The sequence below is a fragment of the Pseudonocardia alaniniphila genome, from assembly GCF_022524485.1.
GTDB classification, from domain to species: domain Bacteria; phylum Actinomycetota; class Actinomycetes; order Mycobacteriales; family Pseudonocardiaceae; genus Pseudonocardia; species Pseudonocardia alaniniphila.
The window spans coordinates 26,601-39,008 of record NZ_JAKXMK010000054.1 but is presented as its reverse complement, the minus strand read 5'-3'; the positions used below and the strand labels follow the sequence as shown (position 1 = coordinate 39,008).

At 69.5% G+C, this 12,408-nt stretch carries 12 protein-coding genes; 3 read left to right on the top strand and 9 right to left on the bottom strand.

Translation table 11 applies throughout. The annotated features are described in order from the left end of the window. Positions 1-160: 160 nt before the first annotated feature. A complete protein-coding gene (locus tag MMF94_RS40730; protein ID WP_241042850.1) occupies positions 161-1,093 on the bottom strand; it encodes a proline iminopeptidase-family hydrolase in 933 nt (310 codons plus the stop codon). A gap of 89 nt (positions 1,094-1,182) precedes the next feature. Here MMF94_RS40730 and MMF94_RS40725 point away from each other — a divergent pair, with 89 nt between their 5' ends. After that, a complete protein-coding gene (locus tag MMF94_RS40725; protein WP_241042849.1) occupies positions 1,183-1,992 on the top strand; it encodes a FadR/GntR family transcriptional regulator in 810 nt (269 codons plus the stop codon). A 25-nt stretch (positions 1,993-2,017) separates the two neighbouring features. On the opposite strand, the gene MMF94_RS40720 is transcribed toward MMF94_RS40725, so the two are convergent. The 5 genes from MMF94_RS40720 to ctaC form a co-directional block, all read right to left on the bottom strand. Continuing rightward, positions 2,018-3,427 (bottom strand): multicopper oxidase family protein, encoded by a 1,410-nt coding sequence (locus MMF94_RS40720; RefSeq protein ID WP_241042848.1) that lies wholly within the window; start codon positions 3,425-3,427, stop codon positions 2,018-2,020. A gap of 194 nt (positions 3,428-3,621) precedes the next feature. Next, entirely contained in the window at positions 3,622-4,176 is a 555-nt protein-coding gene (locus MMF94_RS40715) for a cysteine hydrolase family protein (protein WP_241042847.1), read from the bottom strand. After that, entirely contained in the window at positions 4,173-5,672 is a 1,500-nt protein-coding gene (locus MMF94_RS40710; protein WP_241042846.1) for a purine-cytosine permease family protein, read from the bottom strand. Before MMF94_RS40710 ends, MMF94_RS40715 begins: the two co-directional genes overlap by 4 nt. A gap of 170 nt (positions 5,673-5,842) precedes the next feature. Then, positions 5,843-6,241, bottom strand: coding sequence for a cytochrome c oxidase subunit 4 (locus MMF94_RS40705; RefSeq protein WP_241042845.1), 399 nt, complete (start codon positions 6,239-6,241; stop codon positions 5,843-5,845). A gap of 10 nt (positions 6,242-6,251) precedes the next feature. Beyond that, positions 6,252-7,163: an aa3-type cytochrome oxidase subunit II gene (gene ctaC / locus MMF94_RS40700; protein WP_241042844.1), complete on the bottom strand. Its 912-nt coding sequence runs from the start codon at positions 7,161-7,163 to the stop codon at positions 6,252-6,254. A gap of 224 nt (positions 7,164-7,387) precedes the next feature. On the opposite strand from ctaC, the gene asnB reads away from it, so the two are divergent. Continuing rightward, positions 7,388-9,316, top strand: a complete 1,929-nt coding sequence (gene asnB / locus MMF94_RS40695; RefSeq protein WP_241042843.1) for an asparagine synthase (glutamine-hydrolyzing) — start codon at positions 7,388-7,390, stop codon at positions 9,314-9,316. A 55-nt stretch (positions 9,317-9,371) separates the two neighbouring features. Next, positions 9,372-10,391, top strand: coding sequence for an LLM class flavin-dependent oxidoreductase (locus MMF94_RS40690; protein ID WP_241042842.1), 1,020 nt, complete (start codon positions 9,372-9,374; stop codon positions 10,389-10,391). 15 nt (positions 10,392-10,406) lie between these two features. Here the strand turns inward: MMF94_RS40690 and MMF94_RS40685 are convergent, their stop codons facing one another. The 3 genes from MMF94_RS40685 to MMF94_RS40675 all read right to left on the bottom strand — a co-directional run bounded on the left by MMF94_RS40685 (position 10,407) and on the right by MMF94_RS40675 (position 12,286). Continuing rightward, a complete protein-coding gene (locus tag MMF94_RS40685) occupies positions 10,407-10,823 on the bottom strand; it encodes an SRPBCC family protein (protein WP_241042841.1) in 417 nt (138 codons plus the stop codon). After that, entirely contained in the window at positions 10,820-11,137 is a 318-nt protein-coding gene (locus tag MMF94_RS40680) for an ArsR/SmtB family transcription factor (protein WP_241042840.1), read from the bottom strand. The genes MMF94_RS40685 and MMF94_RS40680 overlap by 4 nt, the downstream gene beginning before the upstream one ends. Positions 11,138-11,365: 228 nt before the next feature. Then, the gene (locus tag MMF94_RS40675) at positions 11,366-12,286 is read right to left on the bottom strand and encodes a carbohydrate kinase family protein (protein ID WP_241042853.1); all 921 of its coding nucleotides are present in this window, start codon (positions 12,284-12,286) and stop codon (positions 11,366-11,368) included. Between the last annotated feature and the right edge of the window lie 122 nt (positions 12,287-12,408).

Here is a 12,408-nt window from a genome sequence, read left to right as displayed (position 1 = left end):
AACACCACGCCGAAGATCGCGAACGGCGCGATCGGCACCATGAACACCAGCCCGTACACGAGCAGGTCACGCAACGTGAGACTGCGCCGCAACTCCTGCTGGTAGCCGAACTCGCGGAGCTCGCCGTCCTCGGCGGTCTCGCTGAGCGGACGCTCGGTGGTCATCGGGCCACCCGCTCGTCCACCGTGGCCAGGAAGCCCTCGAGCAGGGTCATGAAGGTGTCTCGTTCCTCGACGTGGGGCAGGTGGCTGGACTCGGGCAGGACATCCCAGCGGACGTCGGGAATGGCGTCCGCGAACGGCTGGACGCATGCGGCGGTCGCCTCGTCATGCGCACCGGAGATGAGCTGCGTGGGAACCGCGATCCGGTCGAGCCGGTCGATGATCGACCAGCTCCGGAGCGTCCCGAGAACGTGGAACTCGTTGGGTCCGTTCATCGTGCCGTAAACCGTGGGATCGGATTCCAGGGCAGCGAAGCTGGCGGCCACCTCGGGCGGGTTCGGCGCCACCCGGCACACGTGGCGGTCGTAGAAGACCTGCACCGCCCTCACGTAGTCGGGGTGGTCATAGGTCTCGTCCGCCTCGTGGGCGAGCAGCGTGGCCTGTACCTCGGGGGGCAGCAGGGCGCGCAGCCGGTTGGCCTCGGCCACCCACAGCTCCATCGACGCAGGCGAGTCGGCGATCGTCAGGCTGCGCAGCCCGGCCGGGCGTCGCACCGCGTGCTCGGCGCCGAGCATGCCGCCCCACGACTGACCGAGCAGGTGGTAGTCGTCCTCGATCCCCAGCGACGCCAGCAGGTTGTCGAGCTCGGCGAGGAACAGCTCGACGGTCCAGAAGTCGGCGCCCTTCTCCGGGAGGTGGGTGGACCGGCCGTTCCCGAGCTGGTCGTAGTGGATCACCGCCCGGCCCGTGCGCTCGGCCAGATCCGCCATCGTCAACAGGTAGTCATGGGTGCAGCCGGGGCCGCCGTGCAGCGCGACGAGCGGGGTCCGGTCCGGGCGTAGCTCGCCCGTGATCCGGTACCAGGTCGCGTACCCGCCGAACGGGATGAGTCCCTCTCGATCGGCAGCAACGAGGGCATAGGGAACAGTCACGATAAATCGCCTCCGGAGGTCGGCGAGATCATGACTCTCTGATTGGACTCCTACAAGTACCATTTAGATATCGGTGGGATAATTCAGACATGACGCCCAATTCGGCAAGCGGCTCCGCCTGGCTCGGTCCGCTACGGGCGGGACGAAGCGTCGACGCCGTCACCGACCGGCTGGTCACCGCCATTGCGGTGGGCGACTTCTCTCCGGGCGAACGCCTGCCGCCGGAACGGGAGCTGGCCGCGCTTCTCGGGGTGGGCCGCGCCACCCTGCGCGATGCGCTCTCCCGTCTCCGCGACGCCGGCTACATCGAGACGCGCCGTGGTCGCAACGGCGGCGCCGTCGTGCTGGAGGGCTGGGGGCCGCTGAGCGACGACGCGGTGCGCCGCACCCTCGTACCCGGCTGGGACGAGCTCGTGGAGCTGTCCGACCTCCGCTGCCTCGTCGAGTCGACGATCGCGCGCACGGCGGCCGAACGCCGCACACCTGCCCACCTCGCCGCGATGCGGGCCGCCCTCGCCGAACACGAGGCGGCCCGCGACGCCGTGACCGCCCGGCGTTCGGACCACGACCTGCACCAGGCGGTACTGGACGCCGCAGGCAACCGCCACCTGGCGCGGCTCTCCCGCGAGCTACTGGCCCGGATGAACGTCGGACTGGCGATCGAACCGGTCACCGAGGAGCTCCGGGAACGCGCGGCGCCTCAGCATCGCGCGCTCGTCGACGCCATCGCGGACGGCGACCCGGAACGGGCGGGAGCGATCGCGCGGGCGCACTTCACGATCACCCATGACGCACTGCGGCACGCCGTCGAGCGCCTGGCGCGGCGCCACCCCGACCCAGCCGAACCGAACCTCTCCCACACCGATGAGAGCACCGTCTCCGTATGCGCCACACGATGACTGCCCCGCCACGGGCAGCCCGCGGCTACACGACCTCGACGTTCGCCATCATCCCCTTGTCGGCGTGATTGAGAATGTGGCAGTGGTAGACGAACTTCCCGGTGAAATCCCGGAACGGGATGCGAATCACGGTCTCCCCGAAAGCCGGCACGTTCACGGTGTCCTGGAAACTGACCGCGTCGTAGGGCACGCCGTTGATCGACATCACCTGGAAATCGTTGACGTGGATGTGGAACGGGTGCTGCTGCTTGTCCTGGTTCTTGATGGTCCAGTCCTCGACGGCGCCAAGTTCGACCTGCTGGTCGATGCGCGCCTCGTCATACATCGTGCCGTCGATCATGAAATGCCCGGTGGCCTGATCCTTGGCGAAGGTGATGGTGCGAGCGTTGTCCACCGTCGTCGTGGAGAGGTCATACGGTGCAACCACTCGCGCAGGTATTGCGGCAGGCGTTCGCGACGACTGCACAACAGTGAGAGTGGCCAGCGGAGCTTCGGGGTACTGGTCGCCCTGCTGGTCGTACGCGAGTGTTCTGAAGACGTGATCACCCGGCTCGCCGCCCTGGACGAGCACGTCGAATCGGGTGCCTGGAGGCATCACGATCGAATCCTTGCTGTCCACCCGCCACACCGGGTTGCCGTCGACGGTCAGCACATGGAACTGGTGCCCGTCGAGTTGCACCTGGTAATAGATGTCCGCGCCGATGTTGGCCAGCCGCCACAATTGCGTCTCGCCGGCTTCGATCTCGAGCGACGGGTTGATGGCGCCGTTGACCGTCCTGGTCGTCGGCGCGTTGCTGTCGATGTTGTCCGTGAGGATGGCGCCGTTGACGGCCTGGAAGTCCTTGAGGACGACAGTCCGCTCCTCGATGCCGCGCAGCTCCGGCGGCAGCTTCTCTGTCAGCCCGTCGACGATCAGCAGGGCGGCCAGGCCGCCGAACACCTGCTTCTCGGTGTAGGGGTGCGCGTGGGTGTGGTACCAGAACGTCCCCGACGGATGGTTCTCCGGTATCTCGACGACGTAGTTCTGCGTCTGCCCCTGATGGATCATGATGAAGACGTTGTCGGAAATTCCGGACGGCGAGACGTGCAAGCCGTGGAAGTGGATGTTCGTCATCTCGGGCAGGTTGTTGGTGACGGCCAGTTCCAGCCGCTCCCCCGGGCGCAGCCGCAGGGTCGGTCCGACGAAAGCACCGTTGTAGACGGTGCCCACGATCTGCCGGCCGCCGATGTCGACCGGTTGGCGGGTCACCGTCACCGCGGCCGAGAGCACACCGTTCTTGCTGACGATCTGCTCGGGCTCCGGATACTTCTCCGCTATGACGGCAACGGGAGCTGATTGGCATCCGGTCGCCGCGGCCGCAGCGCCGACCCCCATCAACAGGATGAACTGCCGGCGATCGATCCGTGGCGGCCGACCGGTTTCGATCAACGGCATTGATCGATCCTCTCTTCCGTGGACAAGGCGGTATTACCACGCAACGGCCCGATCGAAGAAGCTCCGGGTCGCGTGTTGCGGGCAGCACACCCCCAGGCGGATCGACCGAACTCTCGCATAGCGGCAGCGAATAAGCCACGTACGGGCGCCGCCCACCAATCGTGTTCCGCGAATCGACGGCCGCGGGATCGGCACTAGGGCAGGGACCGTCCCCTGACCGAATCCAGCACGGTCGCGGTGTCCACGACCTCGACGAGCGGGGAGTAGAGGCCGAGCACGTGCAGGGCCGCGGCGTGGCTGCGGTCGTCGACGCCGGCGCAGGCATCCGCCACCACCCGCACCGGCACGCCCGCATCCGCCGCGGCGACCGCCGTGGACAGCACGCAGCAGTCGGTGGACACCCCCGCGAGCACGAGCACGTCCGGCCCGACGCGGGAGGACAGTTCGGGACCCCACTTGGAGAACGTCGTGGCGTCGAGGCTCGGATCGGGGCCGGCGAAGTCGGGCACCAGCTCGTAGAGCGGCGCATCGCGGGGCAGACGCGCGAAGGGCCAGCGCGCGTAGTAGTCACTCCACGCTCCCGCTGGTTCGTCGGGTGCCACGAACCGCGTGAACGTCACCTTCGGTGCAAGCGCCTCGGCCAGCACCCGGATCCGCGGCACGATCTCGGCGAACCGCGGCGTGGCCCAGGCACTCCCGGCGTCACCGAACACCCGCTGCATGTCGATCACCGCCAGATGGGCCGTCATGACGTGCGGGACTCCTGGGCGCGCACGGCGGACCGGGTGCCGATCAGGGCGGCCACGAAAGCCAGCACCAGCGCGACGAGCACACCGAGGTTGGCGCCCGCCCACGCCCCGGCGCGTCCGCCGAGGCCCAGCGGACCGAGCAGGTACCCCTGCCAGTTCAGCCATCCCGCAGCAGTGTTCGTGACGAGTCCCCACCCGAGCACGGTGCCCACCAGCACCACCACTATCGGGAACGGCCGGACATCCCCGTAACGGCCGGACGTCGAGTACAGGTCGGCCTCGGCGTAGTCCCCGCGGCGCAGCGCGATGTCGGCGAGCATCACCCCGCACCACGCCGCGATCGGCACGCCGAGGGTGATGAGGAAGCCGGTGAACTCACCGAGGAACTCCCCCGCGAAGAACACGACGTACACGGTGCCGATCACCATGATCACGCCGTCGATCAGCGCGGCGACATAGCGAGGCACGCGCAGGCCGACCGCGAGCAGCGCCAGACCTGACGAGTAGATGTCCAGCACCGCGCCCCCGACGAGCCCCAGCACCGCAACCACGACGAACGGGACGAGGAACCAGGTGGGCAGGGCGGCGGCCAGCGCCCCGATGGGGTCCAACGCGATGGCCTCGCTGAGATCGGTGGACGAGCCGGCCAGCAGCAGGCCGAAAACGAACAGCAGGACGGGCGCGAGCGCGCCGCCGAACGTCGTCCAGGCCACGACCCCGCGACCCGAGGCGCTGCGCGGGAGGTACCGCGAGTAGTCCGCGGCGGCGTTCGTCCAGCCGAGTCCGAAGCCGGTCATGAGGAGCACCGCGGCGCCGAGCACGTTCTGACCCGATCCGGCCGGCAGCGCCGTGACCGTGGACAGCTGTACCTGCCCGGCGACGAGCACGATATAGACGACGGTGAGCACCGCTGTGACGACCGTGATGACGGTCTGCAGCCGGATGATCAGGTGGTAGCCGAGCACGCCGGCCAGCACGATCAACGCGGCCACCAGGACCAGCGCGATCACCATCGTCGACGTGCCACCACCCCAGCCGAGCCTGCGGACCACCGTGGCGGTGGCCAGGGTGGCGAGGACCGTGAGCACGGTCTCCCAGCCGACCATCAGCAGCCAGGAGATGGCGGCGGGCAGACGGTTGCCGCGCACCCCGAACGCAGCGCGGCTGAGCACCATCGTCGGTGCGGAGCCGCGCTTACCCGCGAGTGCGATGAAGCCGCAGATCAGGAACGAGAGGACGATCCCGACCACACCGGCGACCACCGCTTGGGCGAACGAGATACCGAACCCGAAGGCGAACGCCCCGTAGCTCAGCGCGAGCACGGAGACGTTGGCGCCGAACCACGGCCAGAAGAGCTGGTGCGGCCTACTCGTGCGCTCCTCGTCGGCGACGACGTTGATGCCGTTGCCTTCCACCCGCAGAACGCTCGCCCTGGCGTCCTGAACGGCCGCCGACGAGCCGCCGTCCTCCTGCGTCACCACGGCGCCTCCCGGCATCTGTCGCTCCCCGCGCGCACCGTAGGTCGATCATCGCCGTGCGAGAGGCGCGGGTGATCGGGATCACGCCCCGTCACCCGAGGACGGGAGCGTCCGGACATGCCCCGGACATGCCAGAGCCCTGGTCGGCGACGGCCAGCCAGGGCTCTGGGCAGGTCAGTGCGTGCGGGTCAGTGCTCGGACGGCCTGATGTGGTACTCGAAGACGAGGCCGCCGGCGGCGATCAGCACCACGACGACACCGATGACGATCAGCCACGCGTAGAAGAACGCGAGCCCGACCCCGAGGATGGCGGCCGCCCCGGCCACCGTGATGGGCCAGTAGCTGCCCGGGGAGAAGAAGCCGACGTCGCCCGCGCCGTCGGAGACCTCCGCGTCCGGGTTGTCCTCCGGGCGCGCCTCCAGCCGCCGCGAGACGAACCGGAAGTACGTGCCGATGATCAGCGACAGGCCGCCGGTGAGGAACAGCCCGACCACGCCGACGACCTCACGGGTGAGCACCGTGTAGACGATGCCGGCGATGAAGAAGAAGACCGTGATGATCTCGAAGATGCGGGATTCGACCTTCATGGCGTGTCTCTCAGCTCCCCGAGGGCGGCTCGGACGCCGAACGCTGCGTGCGGTCGGTGGTGAACGGGTAGGTGGTGGTGGCCTGCGGCGCGCACAGCTCCCCGCAGTTGAGGGCGCCGAGCGCCTCGCCCGCCGTGTACGGAGCGCCCGTGGCCGGGTTGACCTGCTCACGCAACGTGACCCACCGGTCGAACAGGTCCGGCGGAAGGGCCCTGACCTCGAAGTTCATCATCGCGTGGTACGCGCCGCAGAGCTCGGCGCAGCGCCCGACGAACGCACCCGTGCGGTCGATCCGGTCGATCTGCCAGACGTTGTCCTGGTCGTTCTGCTTCGGGTCCGGGAAGACGTCCCGCTTGAACAGGAACTCCGGCACGAAGAAGCTGTGGATCACGTCGGTGGACTGCTGCGTGAACTGGATGCGCCGGTCGGTGGGCAGCACCAGCAGCGGAATCACCTCGGAGCTGCCCTGCGTGCTGATCGGCTGGCCGTTCGCGCCCCGGTCGTCGGGGTAGTCGAAGCGCCAGTTCCACTGGAACGCGGTGACGTCCACCCGGAGGTCGGGGTTGGGCAGGTCCCGGTCGACGTAGTTCTGCACGTTGACGGTGAAGCCGAACAGCACCGCGACGATGATCGTCGGGATGACGGTGAAGACGATCTCGATCGGCAGGTTGTACTGCGTCTGCCGCGGCGGGGTGTCGTCGTCGCCCTTGCGCTTACGGTGGAAGATGATCGCCCAGAACATCGCGCCCCAGGTGATCACGCCCACGATGAGCGCAGCGACCGCGGACCAGGTCCACAGGTTGCGCATCGCCTCGGCCTGCGGGGTGACGCCCACCGGCCAGCCGAAGCGCAGCACCTCGTCCACCGAGCAACCCGTGGTGAGCGGGATGACCAGCGCGGCCAGACAGACCAGCTTCGCCACCCGACCGCGACCCGGGAGCCCGGACCAACGGTGCTCTCTCCCGCGCTGTGCTCGGTCCACTGCGCGCCGCCTCCAAACCCGTCGTCTTCCGTCGGCCGCCGGGTAACCCGGCTGGGCGCGCCTTCGCGCCTTCGACCTCGCGTAGAGACTAGCCGAGCAAACCCTCCATCCGGGGGTCGGGTCGGCACGGGCAGCGCGGCACGCCCTCGGCATACTTGCTCGCTGTGTGTGGACTGCTGGGACTGCTGACCGCCAGGGCCGACGCCGCTGGGCGCACCGGGTCGATCGCCGGGGCGCTGCGCTGCGCGCGCCACCGCGGACCTGATGAGAGCGGCACCTGGAACGACGCCGAGGTGGTCTTCGGATTCAACCGGCTATCGGTGATCGACGTCGAGCACTCGCACCAGCCGTTGCACTGGAGTCCGGACCACGGGCCCAACCCCCGGTACTCGATCGTCTTCAACGGCGAGATCTACAACTACCTGGAACTACGCGACGAGCTCCGGCAGCAGTACGGGGTCTCGTTCACCACCCAGGGTGACACCGAGGCGATCGTCGCGGCGTACCACTACTGGGGCCCGGCGGCCGTCGGCAGGCTGCGCGGGATGTTCGCGTTCCTCATCTGGGACTCCCACCAGCGGGTGCTGTTCGGCGCGCGCGACCCGTTCGGCATCAAGCCGCTGTTCATGGCCGCCGGGCCGGCGGGCGTGGCGTTCGGGAGCGAGAAGAAGAGCCTGCTGGAGCTCGCGCCCTCGCTCGGGCTCGGGAACCCCGCCGCCGACCTCGACCCCGCGGCCCTGCACCACTACCTGCTGATGCAGTACGTGCCCGAGCCCGCCACCCTGCACCGCTCGATCCGGCGTGTCGAGTCCGGCACCTACTTCACGGTCCGGCCCGGCGGCGAGGTCGAGCAGGAGCGCTACTTCACGCCGACGTTCCACTCCGGTGCCGCCGGCGGGTCGTCCGCCCTGCACTCGCGGATCGCCGACGTGCTCAGCGACAGCGTCGCCAAGCACATGCGCGCCGACGTCACCGTCGGCGCGTTCCTGTCCGGCGGAATCGACTCCACGGCGATCGCCGCGCTGGCCAAACAGCACAACCCGAACCTGATCACCTTCACCACGGGCTTCGAGCGCGAGGGCTACTCCGAGGTGGACGTGGCGGCCGAGTCGGCCGCGGCGATCGGCGTGCGGCACGTCGTCCGCACGGTCAAACCGGACGAGATGATGGCCGCGCTGCCGCTCATCGTCTGGTACCTCGACGACCCGGTGGCCGACCCGGCGCTCGTGCCGCTCTGGTTCATCGCGCGGGAGGCGCGCCAGCACGTCAAGGTCGTGCTGTCCGGGGAGGGCGCCGACGAGCTCTTCGGCGGCTACACGATCTACCGCGAGCCGCTGTCACTCGCGCCGTTCGAGAAGGTGCCCGGCGCCGTGCGCGGGCTGCTCGGCCGCGCATCCACCCGGCTGCCCGAGGGCATGCGGGGCAAGGACCTGCTGCGCCGCGGTGCGCTCCCGCTGGAGCAGCGCTACTACGGCAACGCCCGGATCTTCCGGGACGACCAGCTGGCCGGGGTCCTGCGCCAGTACGACCCGCGCCGCTCGCACACCGACATCACCGCAGCCCACTACCGCGACTCACAGGGGTGGGATCCGGTAGCGCGGATGCAGCACGTCGACCTGTTCACGTGGCTGCGCGGCGACATCCTCGTCAAGGCCGACAAGATGACGATGGCCAACTCACTCGAGCTGCGGGTGCCGTTCCTCGACCCCGAGGTCTTCGCCGTGGCGTCCGGGCTGCCGCTGTCGGAGAAGCTCGCCGAGGGCACCACCAAGTACGCGCTGCGCCAGGCGCTGCAGGGCATCGTCCCGCCGCACGTGCTGCACCGGCGCAAGCTCGGCTTCCCCGTGCCGATCCGGCTGTGGCTGCGCGACGAGATGTACGTCTGGGCGCGTGACATCATCCGCGACTCGCAGGCCGACCACCTCGTCGACCTCGCCGCCGTCCAACGCATGCTCGACGCCCACCGCGAGGGTCCGATCGACCACAGCCGCCGCATCTGGACGCTGCTGGTGTTCCTGCTCTGGCACGGCATCTTCGTGGAGCAGCGCATCCGGCCGGAGGTGCCGGAACCGGCCTACCCGGTGCGGCTCTGAGCGGTGTGACCGAGCGGACCCGGGCGGCTGCTCGGATCTCGTTACGTTCGAGGGCATGCTCTCCGTGCCGTTGTCTGCGATGGACCTGTCGTGGGTGGAGCGGGGGCGTGGGGCACGCCACGCCCTCACCAGCACCGTCGAGCTCGCCCGCCGGGTGGAGAAGTTCGGCTATCACCGGTTCTGGGTCGCCGAACACCACAGCTCGGCCACGTCGGCCAGCGCCGCCCCGGCCGTCCTGATCGGGCAGATCACCGCGGCCACGTCCGCTATCCGGGTCGGCTCGGGCGGTGTGATGCTGAACAACCACGCACCCCTCGCCGTCGCCGAGCAGTTCGCCACGCTCGACGCCCTGCATCCGGGCCGGGTCGACCTGGGGATCGGCCGCGGGCCGGGGACGCGGAACGCCGCGGCCATCCGTTCGCTGCGGCGCGGCGACCCGGACGCCGACGGCGACCACTACGAACAGCACGTCCGCGACCTGCTCGGGTTCATCGCGCAGGACACCGCCGAGGCCGTCACGGTGCTCCCGGAGTTCGAGAGCGCTACCGCACCCTGGCTGCTGTCCTCGTCCACGGCCGGTGCCGCCCTCGCCGCGGAGCTGGGCCTTCCGTTGGCGTTCGCCCACCACCTGCGCCCGCAGAACACCGACGCCGCCATCGCCGTCTACCGGGAGAACTTCCGGCCGTCGCGATGGGCGTCCCGGAGCTATGCGCTGGTGGCGGTACACACCATCTGCGCCGACACGGACGAGCGAGCCGACGAGCTGGCCCGGCCCGCCTACCTGTGGCGAGCCCTTCTCGCCACCGGGAAGCCCGGCTCGCTGCTCCCGCGAGCGGAGGCTGCGGGGCACGCGTTCACGGCGGAGGAACAGCAGTTCGTGGACGGCTACCGGACGCACCAGGTGCTGGGTGATCCGGACTCCGTGGCCCGGCAGCTGACCGACCTCGCCGAGCGGACCGGGGCGGACGAGCTGATGCTCCAGACCCCCGTGTACGACATCGCGGACCGGGCTCGATCCTTCGAGCTGGTGGCCGCCGCCCGGGCCGGCACCGCAGCGGCCGCCTCGGACGAGTAAGCCCTGGGCCGACCGCTAGGCCGGTCGGTCGAGTTCGGTGGCAAGGCGGGCGAGTCGGGGCAGGACCGCGTCGCGCCAGCCTGGCCCCATGCGGTCGAAGGCGTCACGTTCGCGCTTGTCGTCGAGGTCGAACCCGGAGTGTTCGAGCAGGAGGCGGGTGCCGTGGCCCTCGGCGACCAGGCGCCAGGTGAGCGTCCAGTTGGCGAAGGTGTAGATGAGCCGCTCGTGAGGCTCGACCTCCAGCACCTCACAGGGCTGCGGGCCGTAGCCGGGCATCTGCAGGTGGAATCGGTGGCCGACGACGGCGGCGATGTCGCTGGGCACCCACCAGCGGGCGAGGAGTTCGGGGTCGGTCAGGCCGCGCCAGACCTTCTCCGGGGGTGCAGCGATGAACTGGTCGACCTCGATGGTGGCGATGCGGGTCTCGGTCACGGCGTGTCCTCGTCCTCCATGATGTCGGCGAGAGCGCGCAGACGCTCACGCCAGATCCGTTCGAACGGATGCAGCCAGTCGCTGAGCTGTTCGAGCGGTTGCGGGGTCAGGTGGTAGTGCCGTTGGCGTCCGACCGGCTCGTCACGGACGAGGTCGGCACGCCGCAGCACCTGCAGGTGCTCGGCGACGGCAGGACGACTCAGGTCGAACTGCCCGGCGAGGTCACCTGCGGTGCGTGGTCCGTCGGCGAGAAGTTCCAGCAGCCGCCGGCGTACCGGGTTGGCCAAGGCGAGGAACACGGCGTCGTCGGACACGCCCCGAGATTACGTCGGAAATCTCCGACACATCAAGTATTTCCGACGCTTTCGGCCCGGACACGGATGAGGAGGCGAACCGCGGGCATGACGACGGCAGGGCGCGGTCTCGGGACGCGACGGCCGGGTCAGTTCGCAAGACGAAAGCCGGTGACAACGCACGGACGTGGCCACCCGGTTGCGACGAGCTGCTCCCTGCCGACGTTTCCGCAGCAGGGGCGAGGTCGGTCAGGCGGGAAGAACCCGCTCGATCTCGGTGGCGGCGTCCGGGCCGTAGGCGTCGCGCAGCCGCTCCAGGGCGTGCGCACCGTTCCACGTCCACTCCTGCGGGCCGTCGGTCTCGAGCACCTGCACGGCGATGAGCGAGCCGAGCTGCGCGGCCCGCTCCAGGGAGAGCCCGCCCTCCACGGCGGCGAGGAACCCGGCGCGGAAGGCGTCGCCCACGCCCGTGGGGTCGACCTTGCTGGTCTCCGGGACGACGCCGACCTTGAGCGTCTCCCGCCCGTAGATCTCCACGCCCTTCTCGCCGTGCGTGGTGATCCGGATGTCGATCTTCTCCGCGACCTGCGTCTCGGTCCAGCCGGTCTTCTTGAGCAGGAGCTCCCACTCGTAGTCGTTGGTGAGCAGGTAGCGGGCGCCCTCGACGAGCCTGCGGATCTCCGGGCCCTCCATGCGTGCCAGCTGCTGGCTCGGGTCGGCCGCGAAGGGCAGCCCCAGCTCACGGCACTCGTCGGTGTGGCGCAGCATGGCGTCGGGGTCGTTGGCCCCGACGAGCACCAGCTCCACCCGGCCGACGAGCGGGGCGAGGGAGATCTCGCGGGAACGGGCCATGGCGCCGGTGTAGAACGACGCGAGCTGGCGCATGTCGTCGTCGGTGGTGCAGACGAAGCGGGCGGTGTTGACGTCCTTGCAGACGAGCACGGCAGAGCAGTCCACGCCGTTGGCCTCGAGCCGGGCCCGGTACTCCCCGAAGTCGGCGCCCACTGCGCCCACCAGGAGCGGCGACTGGCCCAGCACGCCGAGCGCGTAGGAGATGTTGCCCGCCACCCCGCCCGGGCGGATCACCATGTCGTCGACCAGGAAGCTCAGGGAGAGCCGGTCGAGCTGATCCGCGACCAGTTGGTCGACGAACAGGCCCGGGAAGTGCATGAGCTGGTCGGTGGCGATGGATCCGGTGACGGCGATAGACACGATCAGGAACCCTACCCGGCCCGCCACGCAACGAACCCCGGCTGGGGAGCCAAAAGCTCCTAGCCGGGGTTCGTGGTCCG